Source organism: Nocardiopsis endophytica, from assembly GCF_027706725.1.
Taxonomy (GTDB): domain Bacteria; phylum Actinomycetota; class Actinomycetes; order Streptosporangiales; family Streptosporangiaceae; genus Nocardiopsis_A; species Nocardiopsis_A endophytica.
On sequence record NZ_JAQFWQ010000048.1, the window covers coordinates 24982 to 47817 of the forward strand.

Annotated in this window: 18 protein-coding genes; 11 read left to right on the plus strand and 7 right to left on the minus strand. The window is 74.3% G+C overall.

Annotated features, from left to right (window positions below; all coding sequences use genetic code 11):
• The first annotated feature begins 268 nt into the window (after window positions 1–268).
• The gene (locus tag O4J56_RS17120; RefSeq protein ID WP_270686911.1) at window positions 269–1486 is read left to right on the plus strand and encodes a cytochrome P450 family protein; all 1218 of its coding nucleotides are present in this window, start codon (window positions 269–271) and stop codon (window positions 1484–1486) included.
• A 134-nt stretch (window positions 1487–1620) separates the two neighbouring features.
• Window positions 1621–2550, plus strand: a complete 930-nt coding sequence (locus tag O4J56_RS17125) for an MBL fold metallo-hydrolase (RefSeq protein WP_270686912.1) — start codon at window positions 1621–1623, stop codon at window positions 2548–2550.
• A 57-nt stretch (window positions 2551–2607) separates the two neighbouring features.
• Here O4J56_RS17125 and O4J56_RS17130 read toward each other — a convergent pair whose 3' ends face one another.
• Together O4J56_RS17130 and O4J56_RS17135 are read right to left on the minus strand one after the other, a co-directional pair.
• The gene (locus O4J56_RS17130; RefSeq protein ID WP_270686913.1) at window positions 2608–3216 is read right to left on the minus strand and encodes a Uma2 family endonuclease; all 609 of its coding nucleotides are present in this window, start codon (window positions 3214–3216) and stop codon (window positions 2608–2610) included.
• A 308-nt stretch (window positions 3217–3524) separates the two neighbouring features.
• Window positions 3525–4502: a phosphotransferase gene (locus O4J56_RS17135; protein WP_270686915.1), complete on the minus strand. Its 978-nt coding sequence runs from the start codon at window positions 4500–4502 to the stop codon at window positions 3525–3527.
• 535 nt (window positions 4503–5037) lie between these two features.
• Here O4J56_RS17135 and O4J56_RS17140 point away from each other — a divergent pair.
• The 7 genes from O4J56_RS17140 (at window position 5038) to O4J56_RS17170 (ending at window position 15479) form a co-directional block, all read left to right on the plus strand.
• The gene (locus tag O4J56_RS17140) at window positions 5038–6198 is read left to right on the plus strand and encodes a S1 family peptidase (RefSeq protein WP_270686916.1); all 1161 of its coding nucleotides are present in this window, start codon (window positions 5038–5040) and stop codon (window positions 6196–6198) included.
• Between the two features lie 1005 nt (window positions 6199–7203).
• Complete coding sequence (locus O4J56_RS17145) at window positions 7204–7917, plus strand: YdcF family protein (protein WP_270686917.1); 714 nt, start codon at window positions 7204–7206, stop codon at window positions 7915–7917.
• 327 nt (window positions 7918–8244) lie between these two features.
• Window positions 8245–8691, plus strand: a complete 447-nt coding sequence (locus O4J56_RS17150; protein ID WP_408639131.1) for a hypothetical protein — start codon at window positions 8245–8247, stop codon at window positions 8689–8691.
• Window positions 8691–10100, plus strand: a complete 1410-nt coding sequence (locus O4J56_RS17155) for a hypothetical protein (RefSeq protein ID WP_270686921.1) — start codon at window positions 8691–8693, stop codon at window positions 10098–10100. The genes O4J56_RS17150 and O4J56_RS17155 overlap by 1 nt, the downstream gene beginning before the upstream one ends.
• Before the next feature lie 2 nt (window positions 10101–10102).
• A complete protein-coding gene (locus O4J56_RS17160; protein ID WP_270686923.1) occupies window positions 10103–11476 on the plus strand; it encodes a vWA domain-containing protein in 1374 nt (457 codons plus the stop codon).
• 14 nt (window positions 11477–11490) lie between these two features.
• On the plus strand, window positions 11491–12612 hold the full coding sequence (locus O4J56_RS17165; RefSeq protein ID WP_270686925.1) for an ATP-binding protein: 1122 nt from the start codon (window positions 11491–11493) through the stop codon (window positions 12610–12612).
• Window positions 12609–15479 carry a DUF5682 family protein gene (locus O4J56_RS17170; RefSeq protein WP_270686926.1) on the plus strand — a complete coding sequence of 957 codons (2871 nt, stop codon included), beginning with the start codon at window positions 12609–12611 and terminating at the stop codon, window positions 15477–15479. Before O4J56_RS17165 ends, O4J56_RS17170 begins: the two co-directional genes overlap by 4 nt.
• A 212-nt stretch (window positions 15480–15691) precedes the next feature.
• Here O4J56_RS17170 and O4J56_RS17175 read toward each other — a convergent pair whose 3' ends face one another.
• Both O4J56_RS17175 and def read right to left on the minus strand, forming a co-directional pair.
• Window positions 15692–16378 (minus strand): hypothetical protein, encoded by a 687-nt coding sequence (locus tag O4J56_RS17175; protein ID WP_270686928.1) that lies wholly within the window; start codon window positions 16376–16378, stop codon window positions 15692–15694.
• Window positions 16379–16546: 168 nt separating this feature from the next.
• The gene (gene def, locus O4J56_RS17180) at window positions 16547–17233 is read right to left on the minus strand and encodes a peptide deformylase (RefSeq protein ID WP_270686930.1); all 687 of its coding nucleotides are present in this window, start codon (window positions 17231–17233) and stop codon (window positions 16547–16549) included.
• Window positions 17234–17410: 177 nt separating this feature from the next.
• On the opposite strand from def, the gene O4J56_RS17185 reads away from it, so the two are divergent.
• Window positions 17411–18328 (plus strand): DUF4429 domain-containing protein, encoded by a 918-nt coding sequence (locus O4J56_RS17185; protein ID WP_270686932.1) that lies wholly within the window; start codon window positions 17411–17413, stop codon window positions 18326–18328.
• Window positions 18329–18397: 69 nt separating this feature from the next.
• Here O4J56_RS17185 and O4J56_RS17190 read toward each other — a convergent pair whose 3' ends face one another.
• On the minus strand, window positions 18398–18799 hold the full coding sequence (locus O4J56_RS17190) for a RidA family protein (protein WP_270686933.1): 402 nt from the start codon (window positions 18797–18799) through the stop codon (window positions 18398–18400).
• 89 nt (window positions 18800–18888) lie between these two features.
• On the minus strand, window positions 18889–19332 hold the full coding sequence (locus O4J56_RS17195; protein ID WP_270686935.1) for an SMI1/KNR4 family protein: 444 nt from the start codon (window positions 19330–19332) through the stop codon (window positions 18889–18891).
• A 1028-nt stretch (window positions 19333–20360) separates the two neighbouring features.
• Here O4J56_RS17195 and O4J56_RS17200 point away from each other — a divergent pair.
• A complete protein-coding gene (locus tag O4J56_RS17200) occupies window positions 20361–21350 on the plus strand; it encodes a hypothetical protein (RefSeq protein WP_270686937.1) in 990 nt (329 codons plus the stop codon).
• Window positions 21351–21416: 66 nt separating this feature from the next.
• On the opposite strand, the gene O4J56_RS17205 is transcribed toward O4J56_RS17200, so the two are convergent.
• On the minus strand, window positions 21417–22361 hold the full coding sequence (locus tag O4J56_RS17205; RefSeq protein WP_270686939.1) for an endonuclease/exonuclease/phosphatase family protein: 945 nt from the start codon (window positions 22359–22361) through the stop codon (window positions 21417–21419).
• Window positions 22362–22836 lie beyond the last annotated feature (475 nt).

Below are 22836 nucleotides of genomic sequence, written 5' to 3' on the forward strand. Positions count from 1 at the left end.
CTGGCACCGACGCGCCCGCGCCACCGCGCCCCGCAGGCGTGTCCGGCGCCGGGCTCGGCCGCCCCGAGCGGACCTCGGCACCCTCTTCGCACGTACGGGGCGCGCCGCCGCTCGGGGCCGTCGCACCGCCCCACCAGGGGGCCGCCGGCGCGCGTCCGGAAGCGGACGCCACCGGCTGTGCGCGCCGCATCCGGGGTAGGGCCCACCACGCCCCTCCCCGGCGCCGCGGCGCCGGGTCCCGAAAGCCTTCCAGGAGGACCTGGACCCCATGTCCGCGCACGAGCAGAACACCGGCACCGCCGACGGGAAGCCGCCGCTCCTCGACGGCCCCGACTTCAAGCCCGACTCCCCCGCCCGCTTCGCCGAACTGCGCGAGCGCGGCCCCATCCACCCGGCCCGATTCACCAACGGGACCGAAGGGTGGGTGGTGGTCGAACACGAGCTGGCGCGCAGCGCCCTGAACCACCCCGGGCTGCTCAAGGACCCCGCCTTCGCCAAGGTCCGGCCCGCCACCTACCGCCCCGGCACCGGGTTCGCCGGGAACATGCTCATGGCCGACCCGCCCGACCACACGCGCCTGCGCAAGTTGGTGTCCGGTGCGTTCACCCCGCGCAGCACCGAGCGCCTGAAGCCGCGCATCGAGCAGATCTGCCGCGCCCTGCTGGACCGCATCGCCCCTCTGGGCCGCGCCGACCTGGTCCTGGACTACACCCGCCCGCTGCCGATGACGGTCATCTCCGAGCTGCTGGGGGTGCCCGAGGAGCGCCGCGACGACTTCCAGGAGTGGTCCAACCAGGCCATGGGCGTCACCGGCGGCGACCGGATCGAGGGCGGGATCATGCTCAACCGCTACCTGGGCGAGCTGCTGGAGGACAAGCGCCGCTCCCCCGACGACGCCCTGCTCAGCGCGCTGATCTCGGTCCACGACGAGCAGGACGGGCGCCTGTCCGACGATGAGCTGCTGGGCACCGCCGTGCTGCTGGTGATCGCCGGGCACGAGACCACGGTCAACCTGCTGGGCAACGCCCTGGCGGTGCTGCTGCGCCGCCCCGACCAGGCCGACCGGCTGCGCGAGGAGCCGGACCTGCTGCCGGGCGCGGTCGAGGAGTTCCTGCGCACCGAGGCGCCGGTGGAGCTGACGCCGGCCCGGTTCGCCGCCGAGGACATGGAGCTGGGCGGGCAGCACGTGGCCAAGGGCGACGCGGTGCTGGTCGCCCTCGGGTCGGCCAACATGGACGCCGACGGCGCGGAGGCCGACGTGGCCCGCAAGGACGCGCGCCACCTGAGCTTCGGGCACGGCGTGCACTACTGCCTGGGGGCGCCGCTGGCCCGCGCCGAGGCGGTGATCGGGCTGCGCGAGCTGCTGACGCGCTTCCCGGACATGGCCCCCGAGGAGGCTGACGCGGAGCCGCCCAGGATCCCCGAGGGCATCATGCGGGGGCCGCTGAGCCTCCCGGTGCGGTTCACGCCCGAATCCGGCGCCTGAGCGGGTCCTGACCGGTTCCCCGCTTCCCCGCCCGCGCGCGCCGTGGGCGGGGTAGGCTCCGGCCTCTGGGCCTCGGCCCGATGGGGCCCGACAAGGCCGGAACAAGCCCGAACCGAGTGGGATTGGTGGGTCGGATGGGTGTCGCCGACGCGTCGCTGGTGGAGATCGTTCCCGGGGCGCACGCCTGGGTGCAGCCCGAGGGCGGCTGGTGGGTGAACAACGCCGGGCTGGTCGCGGCCGAGGACGGGTCGCGGGCCATGGTGGTCGACACCTGCGTGTCCTCCGCGCGCACGCTGCGTTTCCTTGAGGCCGCGGCCGAGGCCACCGGCGGCGCGCCCGTGCGGATGGCGGTCAACACCCACCAGCACGGCGACCACACCTACGGTAACCACCTGCTGCCCGGCGGGACGGTGATCGCCGCCCAGGAGAAGGCGCGCGACGCCATCGTGGAGGACCCCTTCTTCGACGACGTGCCGCGGGTGTGGGAGCCGATGCCCGACTGGTCGGACGCGGTGCGGCGCCCGCCGGAGCTGACCTTCCGCGAGGAGCTGACCCTGCACGTGGGCGGGGTGCGGGCCGAGGTGCGCCACCCGGGGTACACCGCACACACGCCCGGGGACGCGGTGGTGTGGCTGCCCGAGCAGCGGGTGCTCTACGCCGGTGACCTGGTCTTCAACCGGGTGACGCCGCTGATCTTCATGGGGTCGCTGGAGGGGGCGCGCCGGGCGGTGGAGTGGTTGGACGGCTTCGGCGCCGACCACTTGGTCCCAGGGCACGGGGCGCTGCTGGAAGGGGCCGGGATCGCCGGTGCCCTGGCCGAGCAGGAGCGGTACTACGCGTTCGTGGCGCGGACGGCCGAGCGGGGGCGCAAGGACGGCATCGGGCCGTTGGAGGCGGCGCGCGGGGCCGACCTGGGCGAGTTCGCGTCCTGGCCGGACGCCGAGCGGATCGTGCTGAACCTGCACCGCGCCTACGCGGACGCGGAGGGGCGGGAGATGGACATGGTCGCGGCGTTCACCGACACCCTGGCCTTCACCGGTGGGCCGTTGCCGTGCGACGCGTGAGAGGGTCGGCCGGGGCGTGGCCCCGGCCGAAGGGCGCCGGTCCGGTCGTCGACGCGGTCAACGCGCCCTTCTGCGGCGGATCTCCTTCAGGTCGATGTCGATCGGAAACGGGCTGGACGCCGTGAATCGGTCGTGGTGGATCCCGGCAACAACATAGGCCCGTGTCTCTGGGTCGAATTCGTAGGCGTAGACGACAGCCGAATCGCTGTCGGCCTCCTCGATGCGCCAGAAATGGGGGATTCCGGCTCGGGCGTACTTTGCCGGTTTCGTCTCACGGTCACGGTCTTCCGAATCCGGGGAGACAGCTTCGATGACGAGGAGAACCTCCTCGGGAAGGTAATAGGTGTCCGGCTCCTTACGCAGGAACGCCTCTTCGCGCACGACGAGCACATCAGGCTCGGGCACCTGGCGGAAGCCGACCTTCAACGCCATCTCCCGATCGGCTCGCCACCCCTCGGGCGCCTGGGCGTCGAGTTCGACCCAAAAGCGGCCAACGACACCAGAATGCCATTTCCTCTGCGGACTCACGAAGATCAGACTTCCATCGATCAGCTCGGTGTGCGGCGGAAGTCCGGACATCCGCAGAAAATCGTCCGCCGAAAACCCCTCGGGCGGCGGGATGACCCAGTCCGGCAGCGGTGCTGTGTCGGGCCGCGGTGCTGTCATGAGTCCAGCTTACCGGGGGATCCTCCTCGCGCACCTCTGTTCGGCGAAGTGGGTTTCAGGGAGGGAGCGTCACCGACGTAGGTGCCACCGCACCCCTCAGAGGAGGGTTCGGGACGCCCGCAAGGAGCCAATGAGACCTGTCCGAGTGCCACCGGGCGCCATCGGCCCAGCCACTGGACCGGAAAGCGGGCACCCGGAACCCGATTGGCCCAGGATCGGCGGTGTGACCTGGATCGCCGTCCGTTGCCGAGTACCCCCGTTCGAAGGGGGTCAAACCGGCCCTCACCGCCTTCCGGCGCCCGCCCCGGTCACTCCCCCAGGTTCGCCACGACCTCCTGGATCCCCTGCCAGGCCGTCTCCATGTCCGGGGTGCGCGTGTGCGGCGTCCGGAACCAGTCCGTGTAGACCGCGGCCTCGTCCAGGTCCCACCTGAGCCGGTACAGCTCCAGCGCGGCGGGGTCGGGGCGACGGCCCGCCGCCTCCGCGTAGCGCTCCAGGTCCTTGGGCCCCCGCACCACCGACCACAGGTCCCGTTCGGGCACCGCCAGCGCGCAGGTGTCCCAGTCGATCAGGAGGCGCCGCTCCCCCTGGTGCAATATGTTGCCCTGGTGCGGCTCGCCGTGGGTGAGCACCGCCCCGGCTCCGCTCCCGCGCACCCGCCGCACCAGCGCGTCGAACTCCTCCAAACGCCGCCGGAGCAGCGGAGCCGCGTCGGCCAGTAGGCCCCGCAACGGCTCGGAGAACGGCCCCTCCTCCCAGGGGCGCCCCGTCTCGTCGAGCGCTTTCTCCAGGCGGCCGCGCAGCGGCGGGTCCAGCGGGGCCCGCGGCGCCCCGGCGGGCGGCGCGGCGCCGTGCAGGGTGGCGAGCAGGTCGATGACGCGCCCGCGCTCCTGCTCCGAAGGCTCCGTCGTGTAGTCCCCGGCCTCGCCCGCTTCCAGCGGAAAGACGCTGAGCGCGTGCCGCCGGTCCAGGTCGAGCACGGTCTCCCCGGAGGCGGTGCGCAGTGGGGCGACGACGAAGTCCAGGCCCACGTCGCACAGCCGGGCGGCGGTGTCCATGGCGGCGCGCAGGCCCTCCCGGGCCGCTCGGACGCCGACCCCGCAGTGCGGCTTGGCCGACAGGTCGGCGACGCTGAGGAACCATGCGCCTCCGTCCGCCCCGGCGGCGCGCCAGTGGTGGTCGCCGAACCCCACGGGGACGTAGTCCAGTTCGGCGGTGTCGATGCCCCAGTGCTTCAGGGCGTCGGTGATCAGGGCGTCGTGCACGTCGGGCGGCCGGTGTTCCATGGCCCGGACGCTAACAACGCCCCCGGCCGCCGCGCATCGGCTTTTCCGGGCGGCCCGTCGCCGCCTCCGGCTCAGGGCGCCCGGTGGCGCCGATCGGTCCGGCGGAGGGCCCTACGGCCCCGCTCGGCTACGCACCGCACACGACCCGTTCGCGACCTGCGCCGTCGTAAGCGAAACGCACATGGGCCCCATTGGCCGCATGCGGCCACATGAGCCCCTCTGTCGTCCACCACCTGCGGGCCCTCCTCACGAGGCGCGATCAATCCGCGAACACAAAACGGATATTTCGTGACTCAATTCGGCACTCCTTCACGTTCCGTCATAAGGAAACCTTCCGGCCGTTTAGATCACGGACCGTGACGCACTGGTGCACTCCTCGCGATTGACCTAAATTCCCTCATCGTTCGGTGCACGTCCACCGGATGCCGGTACCGCGCCGCCCCACACGGCGCGGACGGGAGGGGACTGCCCGCCGCGCCCCCGCTCGGCGCAGGCCCGCCCGCACGGATCCCCCACAACTGGAAAGGCACACGCGTTGCCGCACTTCCCCCGCACATCCCCCACGCTGCGCCTGTTCGCAGGCGCGGCCCTGGCGCTCGGCCTGCTCCCCGCCACCGCCGCGGCGGCCCAGGCCGACTCCCCCGCTACCGCCGCTCCTCCCGAGCAGATCGACGCCATGGAGCGCGACCTCGGCCTGACCGAGGCCGAGGCCCTCGACCTGCTGGACGCCGAGGCGCAGGCCCGCGCCACCGAGGCCGAACTGCGCGATGAGCTGGGCGGCGACTTCGGCGGCGCCGTCTTCGACATCGACACCCGGGCCCTGACGGTCCAGGTGACCGACGCCGGGGCGGCGGGCACCGTCCGCGCCGCCGGCGCCGAGCCGCAGGTCGTCGACCGCGGCGAGGACGGCCTCGGCGAGGTGATGGACGCCCTGGACTCCGCCGCCGACCGGGCCGGGCCCACGATCCACGGCTGGTACGCCGACACCGCCGCCGACGTGGTGGTCGTCGCGGCCGCCGCCGGTGAGGCCGGCGCCGCCGAGGAGTTCGCCGAGGCGGCGGGCGTCCCCGCCGACGCGGTGCGCGTCGAGGAGGAGGCCGCGGCGCCGCGGCCCCTCGCCGACATCGTCGGCGGCACGCCGTACTACTTCGAGCAGGCCGACGGCTGGTACGTCTGCTCGGTCGGCATCCCCGTCGAAGGCGGCTACGTGACCGCCGGGCACTGCGGCGAGGCCGGGAGCAGCACCTGGCAGGAGGCCCCCGGCACCACGCGGACCGGCACGGTCGCCGAGTCGGTCTTCCCCGGCCAGGACGCGGCCTGGGTGCGCACCGAACCCGGCTTCACGCCCGTGCCGCGGGTCAGCGACCACAGCGGCGGCACGGTGACGGTGACCGGCTCCCAGGAGGCCGCGGTGGGCGCGTCGGTGTGCCGCTCCGGCCAGACCACCGGCTGGCACTGCGGGACCGTCCAGGCCAAGGACCGGACCGTCAACTACGCCGAGGGGGCCGTGCACGGGCTGACCCAGACCAGCGCCTGCGCCGAGGGCGGCGACTCCGGCGGCTCGTGGCTGAGCGGGACCCAGGCCCAGGGCGTGACCTCCGGGGGCTCGGGCGACTGCACCTCCGGCGGGACGACCTACTTCCAGCCGCTCGCCCCGATCCTGTCGCAGTGGAACCTGACCCTGCTCACGGGATGACCCCACCGACGGGGACGGCCCACCGCTGAGGGGCCGTCCCTCTCCGAGAGTCCCCGTCGGGGACCGGCCCCTTCTCCGGTCCCCGGCGGGGCCTTCACGCGCCCGGGGTGCCGCCCGGACCGCCTGAGGCGCGTGGCGCGCCCACGGACCGCGCGCCCCGAGCCCGGCGCCCCCGATTTCCGGCTTTGGCTACGCAATGTATGCGATACCGCTGTGACCTGCGGCGTTACACGTGAAACCCCGGTTGGACAGATTGACCTGATCCGGTCATTCCACCCCGGCCCGATCCCCGGCGCGCCCGCGGCGCCGCTACCCCCGGTGACCGGCCCATGCACCGGAATCGGCGTTTCCTCCGCTTCCGTAGGCGCCCCCTCACCCTTCGCTTTCAGGAAACCGTCCTTCCGGTTCCTTCACGGAACGTGACTCCTCGCCCCGATTCCTCTCTTTCCGCTAGATTCCTGACCGGTTCGATGCAATTGCATCTGAAACCCGCCCCCTCGGGGGCGCCTCCGGCGTGCCGTCCGCCCACCGGCCGGCCCCGGCAGGCCGCATTGGACCACCCCCGAAGGCGTCCGCCCAGGACGGGCTCCGCACGGGCCGGGACCGTCCCCCGGCCCCGTGCGGAGCCTGATTCCCCGCACCCCTCCGCCCGCACCGCTCCGGGCGGGTGCAGAGGAACCGGGGCATAGCGGCCGCGTGACACAGCGCCGCGCGAATGCAACTCTCCGCAACCTTTGCGCCGCGCCGTGCCCGGGCGCTGGACTTGGACGACCGCGGCGGGACGGAACCCGCCGACGGAGGGGCACCACCCTCCCCGGAGCGCCTTCCGCTCCCTGGTGCCCCACCGACAAGCGGCATACGCCCGCAGCGGCAGCGGCCCGGGAGGGACGTCCCCCTCTCGGGCCGCGCGGAGCACGGGCGTTCTGAAGGACCGGTGCGGCCCCGCCCCGAGCGGCCGCATCCGTACGGCTGCGGGCACGGCGCGGTGGCGCTAGTGTGCCTGCCGTGGACTCTGTGGAGCAGGACCGGAACGCCCACGCGCCGACCCTGGGGGCACGGGAGCACGCATGGGCCAAGACCCTGTGGGACTTCCACACCGCCCCCGCCGCCGACGATGTGAAGGGCGACATCATCCTCGCCCTGGGAAGCCACGACGTACGCGTGGCCCACCACGCGGCCCGCCTCTGGCACCGGGGCGCCGCACCGCTCGTGGTGTTCTCCGGCGACCGGGGGCGCCGTACCGGCGGCGGCGACGGGCACGCACGGTGGGCGCGCCCGGAGGCCGAGGTGTTCGCCGAGGCCTCGGGACTGCCGCCGGAGGCGGTCCTGCTGGAGGACCGGGCCACCAACACCGGGGAGAACTTCGGCTGCGCCCGCCTGCTGTGCCGGGAGCGGGGCATCCGGGTGCGCACGGCCGTGGCCACCGCCAAGCCCTACATGGCCCGCCGCGCGCTGGCCGCCGCCGCGGTCCACTGGCCGGAGGCCGAGTGGGAGTTCCACGCCTTCGGCGGCGGCTACGAGGGCTACACCGACGACGCGCACCTACCCGAGGAGCTGGTGGCGTTCCTCGTCGGCGACCTGCAGCGCCTGGCGGTCTACCCCGGCCGGGGGTGGAGCACCCCGGTCGACATTCCGCCGGAGGTGCGCGCGGCCCACAGGGGCCTGGTGGAGGCCGGCTTCACTTCCCACCTGCTCTCTGACGCACCCGCGCTCCTCTGACGACCGCCGGGCGGCGACGGCCCAGCAGGCACCTGCCCTTCCGTTGCCGCCGAACCGCACCGGCCATCCGTACGCCTGGCGGACGACAGCGCCGCCGTACGGGCCGCTGCCCCCTCCTCGCCCCCGCACCGCCTGCCGCTTCGGGGCTCCCGCGTCCCTCAGGCGCCGTTTTTGTCACCGGGAGCCGGTAGAAATACACCATCGCCGATCGAGGACCGGCCCGGCACAGCCGTTCCGGACCGCCCATCGGCGCTCCCGAACATGCCCTCCCCCCGAGAAGGTGATGCCGTGGCACCCCACGACCCCGGACCGGCGAGCGTGCTGTCGATGGTCCCGACCGTCTACGGCCGCAAGCTCAACAAGGTCCCCTACGTCGAACTCGCCGACGGGCGGGTCCAGGGGGTGGTGTCCAGCGGATCGGCCGGTGAGCGCGTCTACGTGTCCTCCGTGTCCGCCGCCCCCCACACCCTGAGCTGCGCGACCAACAACAACCGCCCCTGCGGCGGGCTCGGCGGCCGCGCCTGCAAGCACATCGGCTCCCTCATCGCCGAGGCCTCCCGCCACTACGGCGCCGAACGGGTCGCCGCCTACCTGCGCGTGGACGGCGGCAAGAGCACCGAGGACGCGCTCGCCGACCTGCAGGGCCCGGTGTCGAGGGAGTCCACCGGCGTGGTCTTCACCCGCTTCCTGCGCTACCTGTCCTACCTGGAGTACCCGGGCGCCACCGCCCCCGTCCCGGAACTGCACTGGTTCCCGGCGGGGAGGTTCAACTGATGCTCCCCGCCCCCCTGACCGGGCTCCTCGCCTCCACCCCGCCCGGGGTCGACGAGGCCCTGGAGCTCACCGACGGCCTGGACGCTGTCCTCACCGACGGCCTGGCCCGCCCCGGCGCCGACGGCGCCCGCGCGCTGGAGGACCTCGCCGCGGCCACCGGCTCCTCCCCCCTCGCCGCCCCGGTGCGCGAGGCCGTGTCCTCCGTGGGCGCGGGGCCGGTCCCGGCCGCCTCCCTGGCCGCGCTCGCCGGTGCCCGCACCGCCCTGACCGGGGCCGTGCACGACGCCCTCCTGGGCGCACTGGACACCGCTCTGGGCCGCACCCGCGACGAGGCGGGCGCCCCCGCGGCGCCCTCCCCCGAGCCCGCCCCCGAGCTGGAGGGCGCCCGCTCCTGGCTCACCGAGCTGGCCGTGGCCGGGTGGCGCGGCGTCGACCGCGACCTGGCCGCCGGGGCCGACGCCGCCCTCACCCCCCTACTGGAGGACCCGTCCCGGCGGCGGCTGGCGGTGCTGCTCGACGGGCTCGGCGCCGAGCTGCGCGCCCACTGCCCCCTCCCCGGCGACCAGGACCCCCCGGCCCGCCGCTGGGGCGACCTGTGGGCCCGCGCGGTGCTGCTCGCCCAGGACGCCTTCCCCGCCTGGCCCGGCGCCCCCGCCCAGGAGGCCTCCGGCCGGCTGCTGCCGCTGGGCGCCGACGTCCACCAGCACCCCACCGCCTTCCAGGTCCAGGTCCACGCGCTCCTGGAGCCCTCCGACGGCGGCCCCGTCCGCCTGGTGCGGACCTCGGTGTCGGCGCTCAAGGTCGATGTGCTCACCCGCGAATCGGTGTGGGGCCTGCTGTCCGAGCACACGGCGCTGCTCGGCGCGCTCGCCGAGCACCGCGCCCTGGACATCGAGGGCATGCCCCTGCTCGACGGCGGCGACCTGATCTGGCACGACGACCGGGCCCACAAGGGAGGGCCCGCCGACCGGTTCGCCGCCGCCCGGCTGCACCTGGCCGGCGCCGCCGCCCCGGCCGTGCCCGCCCTGGAGCGGCACCCCGCGCGGATCGCCGAGCCGGTGCTGCTGGAGGGGTATGCGGCCAAGAAGACCACCAAGCCCGCCCTCGCCCTGGAGCTGGACCTGGACGGCGCCCGGCTGCCGGTGTCGCTGCTGCGCAGGCCCGACAGCTCCTCGCTCGACGTGAGGGCCGCGGCGGGCTCCGGCGCCTGCATCGGGCTGATGCGCTGGGACGCCGGGCGGTGGTCGGTGCAGATGCTCGGCGTCGCGGCCAAGAAGGACCCGGCCGACCAGACGCACACCGCCGACTGGGCGATGGGCCCCACCGACCCCAAGTTCGCCACGGCGCTGAGGAACTCCGACCCGCTGGGCACGCTCCGCGAGCGCGCCGGGAAGCTGCTGAGGAAGTGAGCATGGCCGAAGCAGAGACCGGGCCGCCGCCTCCCGGGGAACCCGGCGGCCCCGACCCGCACCGGAACCGCCGCCAGGTGCTGTACTGGCGCCTGCTCGCCCGCCTGTCCGGCGCCGAGGAGCAGCCCGCCCTGGAGTCGGCGGGCGTGGCCGCGGCCGAGGCCGCCGGCCTCCCCCCGGCCGTGATGGACCCCGGGGTGAGCGTGGACTCCCTGGTGCAGCGCTTCCCCGAGCTGGCCGCCGAACTGCAGGGGCTCTCCGAGGTCGCCGGGGCAGGGGCCGAGGGCGCGTCCGCCCTGGGCGCGCCGGTGGGTGATCAGGAGGTGCGCCGCGCCGCGCTGATGTCCAAGCTCCTGCTCAACGTGTTCTCCACCGGATCGGGCGATGTCACCGCCGAGCAGCTGTCGTCCTGGCAGTCCGACGCCGGGTGGCTGGAGCAGGCCTACGGCCACGCCCCCGGGTCGATGCGCGGGCGCCCGCGGGCGGGCGGCCTGGCCGGGACGCTGGGCGAGCTGGAGGGCGACCTGGTGCGCCGGATGCGGCTGCGCGAGGTCCTGGCCGACGACGCCCTGGCCTCCCGCCTCACCCCGAGCATGTCGCTCATCGAGCAGCTGCTCCGGGACAAGTCGAACCTGTCGGGCACCGCCCTGGCCAACGCCAAGGCGCTCATCCGGCGCTACGTCGACGAGGTGGCCGAGGTGCTGCGTACCCAGGTGGCGCAGGCCAGCGCGGGGACCGTGGACCGCTCGGTGCCGCCCAAGCGCGTCTTCCGCAACCTGGACCTGCAGCGCACGATCTGGAAGAACCTGCCCAACTGGAGCCCCGACGACCAGAGGCTCTACGTGGACCGGCTGTACTACCGCCACACCTCCAAGCGGATCGAGCCCGCCCGGCTCATCGTGGTGGTCGACCAGTCGGGGTCGATGGTGGACTCGATGGTCAACTGCACCATCCTGGCCTCCATCTTCGCCGGCCTGCCCAAGGTCGACGTGCACCTGGTCGCCTACGACACCCGCGCCCTGGACCTCACCCCCTGGGTGCACGACCCCTTCGAGACGCTGCTGCGCACGCAGCTGGGCGGCGGCACCGACGGCACGGCGGCCCTGGAGCACGTCCGCCCCAAGATCGCCGACCCCCGAAACACCGTCGTGGTGTGGATCTCGGACTTCTACGAGTGGAACGAGCGCACGGTGTTCGGCGGGATGGAGTCCCTGCACCGCTCCGGCGTGCGCTTCATCCCCGTGGGGTCGGTGACCAGCGGCGGCCGCCAGAGCGTCAACCCGTGGTTCCGCCAGCGCTTCAAGGACATGGGAACCCCCGTGCTCTCCGGGCACGTCAAGAAGCTCGTTCACGAACTCAAGAACTTTCTCGGCTAGGAGTGGACCCCCGAATGACCGACCAGATGCTGCGCGCCCCCGCCGAGGTCGAGTACGCAGAGGAACTGGCCTGGCTGGAGTCGGTGGACGACGGCCCCAAGCCGTTCACCTGGCGGCTGAGCCCCAAGATGGTGCGCGCCTTCGTGCTGGGCTCCGAGCCCGGGGACGGCCTGGACCGCGAGATCTCCCAGAAGTGGTTCGGCGACCGCACGTTCGTCGAGCGCGCCATCGTCACCCTGGCCTCCGACCGCGGCCTGCTGCTCATCGGCGACCCCGGCACCGGCAAGAGCTGGCTGGCCGAGCTGTTGTCCGCGGCGGTCTGCGGCGACTCCACCCTGGTGGTGCAGGGCACCGCCGGCACCACCGAGGACCACATCAAGTACTCCTGGAACGTGTCCATGGTCATCGCCAAGGGCCAGTCCCGGGAGGCGCTGATCCCCTCGCCGATCATGACCGCCATGGAGCGCGGCGCCGTCGGCCGCTTCGAGGAGCTGACCCGCTCCACCAGCGACGTGCAGGACGCCCTCATCTCCATCCTGTCGGAGAAGTACGTGTCCATCCCCGAGCTCAACGAGGACAACACCGTCTTCGCCAGGCCCGGCTTCGCGATCATCGCCACCGCCAACAGCCGGGACAAGGGCGTCAACGACCTGTCCTCGGCGCTGAAGCGGCGCTTCAACTTCGTGAAGATCCCGGTGGTGTCCAACCGGCGCAGCGAGGCCGAGATCGTCCGCTTCCGCACCACCGAGCTGCTGCGCAGGCACGACATCTCCCTGGAGGTGCCGCCCTCGCTGCTGGACGTGCTGCTGCAGAGCTTCACCGACCTGCGGGCCGCCTCGGCGTCGGCCGCCAGCGACGACGAGCGCCTGGAGTCGGCGCTGTCCACCGCCGAGCAGATCGGCGTGCTGGAGGACGCCATCCTGCACAGCCACTTCTTCGGCGACAGCACGCTGCGCGCCGGGACGCTGGCCGGGTCCCTGGTGGGCTCGCTGGCCCGGCGCACCCCCGAGGACCTGGCCATCCTGAACAAGTTCTGGCACGGCGTGGTCGAGCCGCGCGGCACCGACGAGGGCGGGTCGGGCCCGTGGCAGGAGTTCCTGGAGGGCGGCAAGCAGGCGATCGAGGCCCTGTCGTGAGCACGCCCACCACCGAAGGCGGCGCCCCGGCGGGCGCCGCCCCCTTCTCCCCGCTGCGCGAGCGGCTGCGGGAGGCCGCCGAGGAGTTCGCCGGGGCGCCGGGCGCGGCCGCCGACATCCTGGCCGGGATGGTCGACGACGTGGACCGGGCGCTGCGCGAGCCGGTGGAGGTCTTCCCCGTCGCCCACCACTCCCCCGCCGCGGCCCTGGCCATGGCGCGCCGCCTGCGGGAGAAGCGGCCCACGACCGTCTTCGTCGAGCTGTGCGAGGACCTGGTGCCGCTCCTGGACGAGCTGCGCAACTGCAAGCTGCCCGTGGCGCTGCAGGCCTTCGCCTCCGAGCCGCAGGACCTGCCCTCCAAGGGCGGGCCGCTGAGCGTGGTCGCGCCCGTCACCGAGGCCTCCGCCGAGTACCAGGCCATCGCCTACGCCCTGGAGACCCCGGGGGTGGAGCTGGTGGCGGTGGACCGCTCGGTCGACCTGGTCTTCCAATGGGACGCCGCCCGCGAGGGCGGCGGGCAGGCCGGACCGGAAGGCGGGGACGCCGGGGACTCCGGCGACGGCGCCGCCGAGGCGGCGGGGATGCACGGCGGCGCGGTGGGCGTGGAGATCGGCGACCTGCGCCCGCGCTTCGCCGACCTGGAGGAGCACCTGCTGCACCGCGGCCGGGTGCGCCACTGGTCGGAGTGGTGGGACCAGTACGTCGAGCAGCCCCTGGCCCGCGCCGACCACGACACCTACCGGCAGGTCATGGTGGCGATCGGCGGGCTGTTCCGCCGCCTGTCGCCGCGCAACGCCCGCCTCGCCGTGGACGAGGACCGCGAGCGGCACATGTGGCGGCGCATCCGCGAGCACCTGGCCGCCACCGGCACCGACCCGGCCGACACGGTGTTCGTGTGCGGCGCCTTCCACGCCGCCAGCCCGGTGGCGGAGGCCTCCTCCACCGCGGGCGACGGGGACTTCACCATCCCGCCGCCGACGGGCACCGACTGGCTGTACGGGCTCATCCCCTCCAGCAACTCGGCCATCGAGGCCCAGTTCGGCCTGGCACAGGGGGCGGTGTCGGTGGCCTCGGCCACCTGGGCCAAGCACGTGTCGGCGCGGTCGGTGCGGCCGTTCCGCCTCAAGGGCCAGAAGGGCAAGGGGGCGGCGGGCAAGCGGTCGGCCGCGCCCGCCGCGGCGGGGCCCACCGCCCCCGACCCCGGTCGGCTGTCGGGGTTCCTGTCCGCGCCGCCGGAGCTGGACCCGCTCGACGAGGCCGAGCTGCGCACCTGGTGCGTGGACCTGGTGCGGCTGGCCCGGCGCAACGGCTACGCCTCCAGCACCGCCGACGCCATCGCGGTCTATGAGACCTCGGTGCTGCTGGCGGGCATGCGCGACCGGGCCCGCCCCACCCCCTACGACTTCCAGGACGCGGCGGTCACCTGCATCGAGAAGGACACCGTGCCGGGCCGCCGGGACGTGCGGCGGCTGTGCGAGATCCTGCTCGGCGGGGACCGGGTGGGCTCGGTGGGCTACCACTCGATGCCGCCGCTGGCCAAGGACGTGGCCGACCGCCTGGAGCCGCTCGGGGTGGACCTGGGCAAGCGCACCGTGCAGCGCATCCTGGTCGACCTGCGGGCCGAACCGGAGCTGGCGCCGGCGTCCATGCTGCTGTGGCGGCTGCGGCGGCTCCTGGGCGGTGCGGTGCGGCCCATCGCCGGGGCGTGCGCCCTGGGCGACCGGTCGGTACAGGAGAGCTGGGACGTCTCGCTCGGCCGCGACCAGCGCTCGCTGATCGAGCTGGGGTACGAGGGCGTCACCGTCGAGCAGGTGCTCGAACAGAGGCTGCGGCGCGCGGCCTGGGACCCCAAGGCCACCGCCGCCTCGGTACTGGAGGCGGCCGAGGACGCCATCGTGCTGCTGGACTCCCCGGCCCTGGTGTCCGACCTGGGGCGGCGGGCGGTCGAGGTGCTGGCCTCCGAGCGCACCGCCGACGGCGCCCCGGAGGTGCTGCGCCGCTTCCGGGCGCTGGTGGCGTACTTCCGCGGCACCGGCACCGGGCTCCCGGCCTGGTGCGAGGAGTTCGTGAAGGCGGGGTACGCGCACTACTGCACCCTGCTGCCGCGGGCCTTCGCCGAGGAGGACGCGGACGTCGGGCAGGTGGCGGCGATGCTGTCGTTCCTGTTCTCCCTGGAGAGCACGGCGCTGGCGCTGGGGTGCGACCGGGACCAGCTGGAGCTGGCCGTGGCGCAGTCGCACCCGGAGGACGCCGCCAAGGTGGCGCTGCTGTGGGCGGCCCGCCACCGGCTGGGGGCGCTGTCCCGGGACGAGCTGCGGGCGCGCTGCGCCGAGCTGCTGGGCAACCCGCTGGTGGTGCCGTCGTACCCGCGCTACCTGAGCGGGTTCGCCCAGGCGCTGGGGCCGGTGCCCGAGCTGGCGCCGTTCGTGGTGGAGGCGGTGTCCGAGGCGTTCGCGCGGCTGCCCGACCCGGTGCTGCTGCCGTGGCTGCCGGTGCTGGTGGAGACGCTGCGCAAGGACGCGGGGTCGATGATGCCGTCGCTGGTGCGCGAGGCCGGCCGCACGTTCCCGGGCAGGCTGGGGGCGCTGGACGCCTGGACGCCGCCGTGGGCCCAGGGGCCGGCCGCAGACGGGGCCGCGGAGGCGCCGTCCGGGTCCGGGGGCGGAGGCCCCGCCGCCGAGATGCTGGACCGCCACCGGGCGTCCGGCGACGCCGTGGCGGCGGTCCTGGGGGCCGAGGGCACGTGGTCGAGCCCGGACGCCGGGGCGGGCGGGTCCGCCTCCCCCGCGGCGGGTGAGGCGGCCGCCCTGGTCGAGCGCCATCCGGGGGCAGCGGCGGCGGTGGCCGCGGTCATCGCATCGCCGTAGCCCGAGCGCACACCTGGTGGAGGGAACGCCGGGGCCCGGGGGCAGCGCCCCCGGGCCCCGGCGCCTCCGGCACGGCGTCCGGGGGAGGTCCGGTCCGCCCCGGCGCCCGTGGCCTCCTGCGGATCGGCGCCAGGGCGCAGTCCACGCCGTCCACGCCTCCCTCGCGGTGCGCTCGGGCGGGCGGTTCATTCAGCGGTCGCCCGGGAATGCCCTCATGCGTCGTCGAACTCGGGGACGCCGTAGGTGCCGACCGACACGCCCGTCTGGCGCACCTCGCCGCCGCCGTCGTCGTAGAAGCAGGTGGCGTCCTCCACCGCGGCCTCGGGTTCGGCGCGGACCACGTCGTCCATGTCGCACAGCACCTTCTCGGCGCCGGTGCTGTAGCGGAGCTGCTCCTGCACCGCCTCGCGCACCACCGGCCCCTCGGGCATGTCCTGCTGGTACTGCACGATGAAGCCCGAGGACTCGATGTCGACCGAGTAGTCGAACTCCTCGCCCATGAACGTGACCGTGCAGGTCGCCGACTCGCCCTCGTCGCCGGCGATGTCGGGGCAGGTGTACTCGGCGTCGGGGTCGGCCGTCTGGGCGAAGGAGGAGATCCTCTCCAGGGCCTCGAAGGCGATGCGCTCGTTGAGCGGGGCGTCGTCGGCGGGCTCGTCGGGCAGGTCGGCCTCATCGAGCTCCGGCCGCTCCTCGGGGACCTCGCCCTGCTCCAGCTCACCGGGCGGCTGGGCCCCGGTGGCGCTGGAGGACTCCTCCTCGGCCGCCGCGGCCTGCCCGGTGGAGGGGGCGGGGTCGGGCGCCCCGCCCCCTCCCGCGCACGCGGTCAGGGCGAGCAGGGCGCCGGCGGCGGTCGGAACGAGGGCGAAGCGGGGGGTCCGCACTGCTTCCGCAAGCATCGTCGGGGACATTCCTTACCGTGGGGTCGTCGGCGGCGGGGCCCGACCGCGCACGGGAACACGGTGGCGGAGCCGCCGGGAGGGGATCTCCGACACATGATGCCATCGTTCGGCCGCGCTCCGCCTTCGTCTCCGGCCCGCGGGCGCCGGGGGCCGCCGCGCCCGCGGTCAGTCCCGGCGGCCGATGCCCTCCTCGCGCAGCTTGGCGGCGGTGGCCTCGCGGCGCGCGAACACGTCGGCGGACATCTCGTTCATCTGCTTGAGGACCTTCTTGCGCGGGCGCGCGGCCAGCCGGTCGATGTAGAGCCGCCCGTAGGTGTGGTCGGTCTCGTGCTGAAGGCAGCGGGCGAAGTACCCGGTGCCCTCGATCTCCACCGGCGCGCCGTCCTTGTCGAAGCCGGTCACCCTGGCGTACTCGGCGCGCGGCAGCTCGGCGTGCGGCCCGGGGACCGACAGGCAGCCCTCGTTCTCCACGACCAGGGCGGCCCCGGCCCCGCGCTCGGCCAGCACCGGGTTCACCACGTGGCCGACGTGGCGCACCCCGTCGTCGTCGGGGCAGTCGTAGACGAACAGCCGCAGGTCCTCGCCGACCTGGTTGCCGGCCAGGCCGACCCCCTCGGCGGCGTACATGGTCAGGAACATGTCGTCGATGAGCTCCGACAGCTCGGCGCCGCCGAACATGGCCGGGTCCACGTCCCGGTTCACCCGGTGCAGGACCTCGTCGCCGACGACGGTGATGGGGCGCACACGGCCGCGGGCGGCCTCGGGGGCCGTCGCCGGGAAGTCGTCGACGGGCTCGCCCTGCACGCGCACCCGGGTGTCGACGGGGTGCTCGGGGGTGGACTGCTCGGACATGCGCTGCTCGCTCTTTTCCACGTCGCCTGATGGCCGGGGTGCGCAGGGGGTCGCCCACCGCCGCGCAGACCTTCGCAAAATAGCATAAATTCCCAGGTCATGTGCGCGGCGCGGGGCACCGGGAGACGGCCTCGGCGCAGGTCCCGAGCAACGGCCGCCCGCCAATATCATCATCGAATGGAGCAACTCGCCGGGAAGCAGGGAACGTGGAGCTTCGACGACGGCAAGGTCGTCATCCGATACGCCTCCGGGTGGCTCGCACCCGCCCTGCACAAGGCGCTCGGGCGCTCCGAGGTGCCCATGGCGGCCATCGCCGGGGTGGAATTCAACGCGCGCCGGAGCGGTGCCAAGAAAAAGGGCTGGGAGCTGCGGCTGCGCCTGCACGACCGCACCGACCCCTACACTTTCGTCGGCGCCGCCCTTTCCCGCGATGAGCCCTTCCTGCTGACCGGCGACGCCAAGCAGGAACTGGTGGCCGAATACCACGCCGACCAGATCCGCTTCGCCGCCGAGCAGGCGGGGCCGCCCGCTCCCGGCACCGCGACCGCCCTGGTGGCGCCGCTTCCGCTGCACATCCAGGTGCACGAGGGCACGGCGGCCTTCGACGGCTCGTCGCTGAGCCTGCAGTGGGCGGGGAACGCCTCTGGGCCCAAGCGGGCGCGCCAGCGCATGGAGTACCCGCTGGAGTCGATCGAGAAGGTGGAGTGGGTCCCCTCCGACGGGTGGGAGTACGGCCTGCTGCGGGTGGTCGAGCGCGGCGGCGGCGACCGCAAGGCCGTCAAGCCCGCCAAGGACCTGGCGTGCCTGCTGTTCGACGAGGGGGCCGAGCAGGGCAGGGCGCTGCTGATGGCGGCGACCGTGACGGCGTACCTGTGGGCCGCCGAGGACGCCGGGCGGACGGCGGCGCCCCAGGTGGCCGCCGCGCCCGAGGGCGGCGCGCTCCCCGCCCCCGCGGCCGAGGACGGCGACGACCCCGACCCGCAGAGCCGGGTGATCTATGCCCGCATCCGCGAACTGGGGCGCCTGCACGCCGAGGGGCTGCTGACCGACGAGGAGTTCAGCGCCAAGAAGGCCGAACTGCTGGACCGGCTGTGAGGCCACGAGCCCCCGGCCCCCGACACTGGGGACCGGGGGCTCGTGGCCGGGGGGGGCGCCGGCCGCGCCTCACTTCAGGGCCGCGACCGCCTCGACCTCGACGAGCTGGTCGTCGTAGCCCAGCGCCGCCACGCCCAGCAGGGTCGCGGGGGCGTCGTGCTCACCGAAGGAGGCCCGGACCACGTCCCAGGCCTCGACGAGGTCCTCCTGCCGGGAGGAGGCCACGTACACGGTGTACTTCACCACGTCGGTCAAAGCCGCCCCGGCCTCGTCCAGGGCGGCCTCCAGGTTGGTGACGCAGCGGCGCGCCTGGGCCTGGAAGTCGCCGGGGGCGACGGTGGAGCCGTCCGTGTCCAGGGGGCAGGCCCCCGCGGTGTAGACGGTGCGCGCGGTGGTGACCGCCGCATAGGCGTAGTCGATGTCGTCGGTGAGTCGGTCGCTGGATCGGATCAGGTCGATGTGTTCGCTCATCGCGCCCGATCCTAGAAGGCGGACGGGGCGCCGCCCCAGCGGTTTTCCGCGCGGCCGGGGCCTCGGCTCCGGGCCCCGGTCCCGGCCGCTCAGCGGTACCAGCCGTTGCCCTGGGTGAAGCACCGCACGAGGTAGTCGCGGAGAGAGACCACCGCCAGGCGGCGGCGGTCGGTCTCGTGGTCCCATACGACGATGCCGGGGCCGTAGTCGGTGTGCACGTAGGCGAACTGGGGGCCCATATCGCTGTCCCCGAAGAAGATCATCTCGTCGAAGGGGGCGTAGAGCTCCACGTAGTCGGGCTCGGAGCGCATGGCGAGATTGTCCTCGACGAGCCGCTCGGCGTTCCACACCACGGCGTCGCCGTACTCGTTGTACACGCCGTCCATCTCCCGCAGCAGGGAGGCCAGCTCGAAGGGCAGGGGAAGGGACAGCGCCTTCTCCACCTCGGAGAGCATCGCCTCGTCCGCCGGGGCCGCGGGTTCGGCCTCGGGATGAAGTTCACCGATCAGTTCACGCCACACATGGTGAATCATCACAGGTCGGACCCGCACGCGGGAAACCGGCGGGCGCGAGTCCCCCGAATCCCTCCGAGGATCGGGCGATTCGCCCCCTTCGCCGGGGTGTGCGGTGTGTCCTGTGTCGCTCCGGCGCGCCGAGGAGGCCCAGGCGGATGCGCCACCCCCTCCATGTGGAATAGGGTGGCCCCGCCCTCCGTTGGAGGGGGTGCGGGCCGGTGCGGTAGAAAGTGTCCCCCGGGCTCCATTCATTGCCTTCGCGGAATACCGCGTCGGGCGCCCTCGGGCGACCCGGCGGCCTTCGGAGCCGCGTTGCGCCCTGCGCCGTGAGGCGACCGCCGTACCGGCCCGCACATACAGACCACCCCGTCCATCGGGCGGGGTCTTCTCATGTCCGGGGGCTCGTGGCGGGCCGCGCGCCCGGCCCGGCCTTCGGACGTGGACGCCCTGACGCCCGGCGGCGATGGTGCCCCGCCGAGTGGCGTCGATCTCGCCGACTGTAACCGGCCCTGTCCGACGGCCGGAGGCCGCTCCGCGAAGGGCGGGTCCCAGGGGCCGGTCTCGCCCCAGGGCCGTCACCGGCGAGCCGACCCGGGCGGACGGGGACGACACCGCTCCAAGGCACACGCCCCCCGGCGGCCCCCTCGCCCTGGCCCGACGAAGATCCGGCCGCGTCCGCTGGAGCAGGCCCTCCAGGTCAGCCCACGCACCACTGGTGCCCCGCCGAGTGGGCGGCCGAAGGCCGCCTCGCCGAAAGGTGGGGTACCGGCCAAGGCCTCGAAGACGGGCCGGTCCCGTTCCGTGGCCGTCACCGGCGGGCCGACCTGGGCGGATGGAGATTACACCACTCCAAGGGACACGGCCCACGGCCCACGCGTCACCCCGCCGGTCGACACGCCCCCTCCACAGCGGGTCGGGCGCCCCCGTTTCCACCTCCCGGTCCGGTTACGTACGCGAATCACCCGACTCCGAAGGGTCACGGGCCCTGTACGCCTCCTGCGGCTGAATGGGACCGCCACGGCAGCCGTCCCAGAGGAGGAACGACCATGTCCCCGGCCCGACGCTTCCCCGACCGCCTCGGCCCCGCCCGCCGCGCGGGCGCCGCCCTGGCGGGCGCGGCGCTGGCCCTCGCGCTCTCCCCCGCCCCCGCCCAGGCCCAGACCTACCCCGGGTTCACCGTCAGCCGCTACGTCCCGCTCAGCGGCTCGGAGTCCGACATCTCCGGCGCCCGCGCGGCCGGGTGCGCGGAGGGCGAGGGCGGCCGCAGCGGCCCGCGGGTGCTGTTCTTCGGCACCCAGGAGGCCGGCGGCGACCTGCGCCAGCCGGGCACCAGCGCCGGGAGCCGCACCCCGCGCGTGCGCGCGGACCGGGCGGTGCAGGCCGCGGAGGCCTGGGCCGACGGCTTCGAGGAATGCGCCTCCGGGGGCGCCGAGGCCGAGCTGGCCCTCGGCGTGAACAACAAGTCCGACGGGAAGGCGTCGGGGTCCGGGGCCGGGTCGGCGTGGGCCGACGTGGTCGACCGGGCCGCCGCGCGCATCTCCGGGGGCAGGGTGTCGGTGGCGGGGGCGGTGGACGCCGAGCCTGAGTGGTCGTCGGCGTCCTGGGCTCGGGCGTGGGTGGACGCCTACACCTCGGGGTCCTCCACCCGCCTGTACGCGGCCAACTCCGCGGGCGGGTGCCCGCAGTACGGGTCGTCTTCGACCGGGTGCAACAACGGCTGGAGGCTGTCGGACGTGCACTACGTGTCGTCCGGGGCGTCGGACCGGATCCAGGCCGTGCCCCAGATCTACCGGACCGACGGGATCCAGGCCCGCCAGTGGGCGGCGGTCAGCGCCTGGGGCGCGGACCGGGGCAAGGGGCCGGTGCGCTTCGCGGGGTCGATGTCGCAGCGCATCGCCTGCAAGCAGCGCGGCGGGTGCGAGCGGACCGACAACACGGCCAAGGCGGCGTGGACGCAGCTGCGCGAGGAGCTGAACGCCCACCCGGAGACCCGCATCGGCGACCTGCCGTACGCGACCGACGTGCGGTGGCCGTAGGCGACCTCTCCGGCTCCGCCGTCGCCGGGCCGGCCGGGCGCCGCCCGGCGGCGGCTGGGCCCCACGTCAATAGGCCAGTTCGGCCACTACGCCGCGGTGGTCGCTGCCCGGGACGTCGTGCACGGCGGCGGACCGGGCCCGCATGTCCCGGTAGAGGACGTGGTCCAGGCGCACCATCGGGGCCGATGCGGGCCAGGTGAAGCCGGGCCCCCACCCGGCGGTGCGCTGGGCCTCGCCGAATCCGTCGAAGGCCTCCATGGCGCGGTCCGTGGCGGCGGTGTTCATGTCGCCCGCGACCACCACGGGCCCGGCTCCTTCGGCGTCGGCGTCGGAGGCCAGGGCCTGCAGGGAGCCGTTGCGCTCGCCGACGGCCCTGGGGCGCAGCGAGGCGACGTGGCCGACGAGCACCGCGACGTCGCCGCCGGGGGCGTGGACGGTCGCCCGGAGCCCGCGGGACATCCCCATCGCGACCTCGAGCGGCGCGGTCCCGTCGACGGGGTGGCGGCTCCACAGGCCCACGGTCCCCTGGCGGATCCATGTCCCGTCCGCGCCCAGCGCGGCGGAGGCGCATTCGACGGGACCGGCGAGCTCCTCGACGGCCACCACGTCGGCGCCCCATCCGGACACCTCTCTCAGGGCCCCGCAGGGGTCGGGGTTGTCGGCGCCGACGTTGAGGGTGGCCACGGTCAAGCGGCCCGAACCCGTATCCGCCCCGCCTCCCGCGCCCAGGCCGGGGACGTAGGCGGGGACGAACAGCAGCGCCCACACCAGCGAGGCGGCACCGACCGCCGCGGCGCCCGCGCGCGAGCGGAGCAGAAGGGCCCCGACGGCGGCGGGAAGGATGAGCAGCCCGACCCATGGCAGGCCGGAGTCGAGGAACACACCGAAGTCCCCGGGGATGAGCAGGCGCCCGGCCAGCAGGAGCGCCACCAGTGCTCCCGTCCCGACGAGGACCGCATCACGGACGCGAAGACGCTTGCGGCGTGATCGTGAGTGTGTTCGCTCGCTCATGGGCCCCATCCTGGGTTCCGTTGCTAAGAGCCGCATGAGAACGGCGGCTTGGGGAGTGAGAGTTCGGTCGCACCCGCCGCGTTCGGCGGCCGAGGAGGAAGGAAGGCGGGAAACGGCCACGTCCACGTCCGAGCCCGGCCAGGCACCGGTGGCCATCGCCCGCAGCGCGGAACGGTCATCACGTTCATCCCGAGGGGATGGACTTCGGAGGGCCCAGGCGGCGGGCATCGCCACGCGAGGCCCCACCGGAGAGCGGATGGCAAGGGCGGGACGGCACAGCAGGTACCCCGCTCAAGGACCCCGGCCGGGCGCCGGGCTGGCGGAGTGCAGTGTTGAGGGCGGCGACGACGAAGGTCGGCGGCCCGCGGCGCAGCGCTGTCGGGCGTGGCGCGTGTGCATGGTCACTGTGGAGGGCGGCAACGGCGACGGGGCGGTTCCCCGGCCCTGCCTTCCGTCCGGCGGGCCCCTCGCGGTC

Excerpts from the sequence above, each read along its gene's own strand:
- O4J56_RS17120 (WP_270686911.1), top strand. The coding sequence starts at position 269 with ATGTCCGCGCACGAGCAGAACACCGGCACCGCCGACGGGAAGCCGCCG.
- O4J56_RS17125 (WP_270686912.1), top strand. The coding sequence starts at position 1,621 with ATGGGTGTCGCCGACGCGTCGCTGGTGGAGATCGTTCCCGGGGCGCAC.
- O4J56_RS17130 (WP_270686913.1), bottom strand. The coding sequence starts at position 3,216 with ATGACAGCACCGCGGCCCGACACAGCACCGCTGCCGGACTGGGTCATC.
- O4J56_RS17135 (WP_270686915.1), bottom strand. The coding sequence starts at position 4,502 with ATGGAACACCGGCCGCCCGACGTGCACGACGCCCTGATCACCGACGCC.
- O4J56_RS17150 (WP_408639131.1), top strand. The coding sequence starts at position 8,245 with ATGGTCCCGACCGTCTACGGCCGCAAGCTCAACAAGGTCCCCTACGTC.
- O4J56_RS17155 (WP_270686921.1), top strand. The coding sequence starts at position 8,691 with ATGCTCCCCGCCCCCCTGACCGGGCTCCTCGCCTCCACCCCGCCCGGG.
- O4J56_RS17160 (WP_270686923.1), top strand. The coding sequence starts at position 10,103 with ATGGCCGAAGCAGAGACCGGGCCGCCGCCTCCCGGGGAACCCGGCGGC.
- O4J56_RS17165 (WP_270686925.1), top strand. The coding sequence starts at position 11,491 with ATGACCGACCAGATGCTGCGCGCCCCCGCCGAGGTCGAGTACGCAGAG.
- O4J56_RS17175 (WP_270686928.1), bottom strand. The coding sequence starts at position 16,378 with ATGCTTGCGGAAGCAGTGCGGACCCCCCGCTTCGCCCTCGTTCCGACC.
- def (WP_270686930.1), bottom strand. The coding sequence starts at position 17,233 with ATGTCCGAGCAGTCCACCCCCGAGCACCCCGTCGACACCCGGGTGCGC.
- O4J56_RS17185 (WP_270686932.1), top strand. The coding sequence starts at position 17,411 with ATGGAGCAACTCGCCGGGAAGCAGGGAACGTGGAGCTTCGACGACGGC.
- O4J56_RS17190 (WP_270686933.1), bottom strand. The coding sequence starts at position 18,799 with ATGAGCGAACACATCGACCTGATCCGATCCAGCGACCGACTCACCGAC.
- O4J56_RS17195 (WP_270686935.1), bottom strand. The coding sequence starts at position 19,332 with ATGATTCACCATGTGTGGCGTGAACTGATCGGTGAACTTCATCCCGAG.
- O4J56_RS17200 (WP_270686937.1), top strand. The coding sequence starts at position 20,361 with ATGTCCCCGGCCCGACGCTTCCCCGACCGCCTCGGCCCCGCCCGCCGC.
- O4J56_RS17205 (WP_270686939.1), bottom strand. The coding sequence starts at position 22,361 with ATGAGCGAGCGAACACACTCACGATCACGCCGCAAGCGTCTTCGCGTC.